The sequence below is a fragment of the Corallococcus llansteffanensis genome, from assembly GCF_003612055.1.
In the GTDB taxonomy this organism is placed as follows: Bacteria; Myxococcota; Myxococcia; order Myxococcales; family Myxococcaceae; genus Corallococcus; species Corallococcus llansteffanensis.
In genome coordinates, this window is sequence record NZ_RAWB01001082.1 from 1 (window position 1) to 933 (window position 933).

General features: G+C 73.1%; 1 protein-coding gene and 1 pseudogene. Both read left to right on the forward strand.

Annotated elements, in window-relative coordinates; translation table 11 throughout:
• A pseudogene (locus D7V93_RS43455) lies at positions 1–337 on the forward strand (PTS sugar transporter subunit IIC); the annotation flags it as partial.
• Positions 334–933 (forward strand): PTS system mannose/fructose/sorbose family transporter subunit IID (locus D7V93_RS43460; protein ID WP_120648718.1); only part of this gene is annotated, 600 nt, incomplete at its 3' end. The pseudogene D7V93_RS43455 and the gene D7V93_RS43460, both read left to right, overlap by 4 nt.

Consider the following 933-nt stretch of genomic DNA (forward strand, 5'->3'; position numbering starts at 1 on the left):
AGATGGGTATAAGAGACAGGCCCTGGCATCCGCGGAGGCCGGCAACCTCACGCGCGCCATGCGGCAGAACCTGTGGGGCATGTGGCCGCACTTCGTGGGCTATGGCGCCCTCACCGGCGCGTGCGCCCTGGCGGGCTTCTTCCTGGAGCCCGTGATGGTGGCGCTGCCGCAGGGGCTGCTGCGGGGGCTGGCGTGGGCGTACCCGGCCATGGCGTGCGTGGCGGCGGCCATCGCCGCGCAGAGCAGCCACGCCAGGCGCGCGCCCCTGTTCGCCGGCCTCGCGGCGGCGGGCGTGACGGTGGCGGTGCTCCTCTCCCGGCTCCAGGAGCGGCCATGAGCGCGCCTCCCCTGCGCACGCCTCCCCAGGGCACCCCGGCGTCCGCGCCTCCCGCCCGGCTGCCCCGCACGACGGTGCTGCGCGTGTTCCTGCGCTCGCTCTTCCTCCAGGCGTCGTGGAACCCCAAGGGGATGCAGAACCTGGGGCTCGCGTACGCGGTGTATCCGGCGCTGGAGCGGCTGTATCCGCCGGGCCCCTTGCGGGAAGCGGCGGTGCGCCGGCACCTGGTCTTCTTCAATACCCACCCTTATGTGGCGGCGGCCATCGTGGGCGGCGTCGTCAACCACGAGCAGAAGATCGCCCGGGGGGAAGAGACGCCGGACCGGGTGGTGGGCTTCAAGGCGGCGCTGATGGGGCCGCTGGCGGCGCTGGGGGACGGCTTCTTCTGGCTGTCGCTCAAGCCCGCGGTGGGCGGCCTGTGCGCGGCGATGGTGCCGCTCTTGGGCGTCTGGGCGGTGGCGCTCTTCCTGGTGCTCTACAACCTGGTGCACCTGCTCCTGCGCATCCGGCTGTACTGGCTGGGGCTGAGCCTGGGGGACCGGTTGGTGGAGGCTGTCGCGCGGGTGAACCTTCCCGCCAAGGGCGCGCGCCTGAGG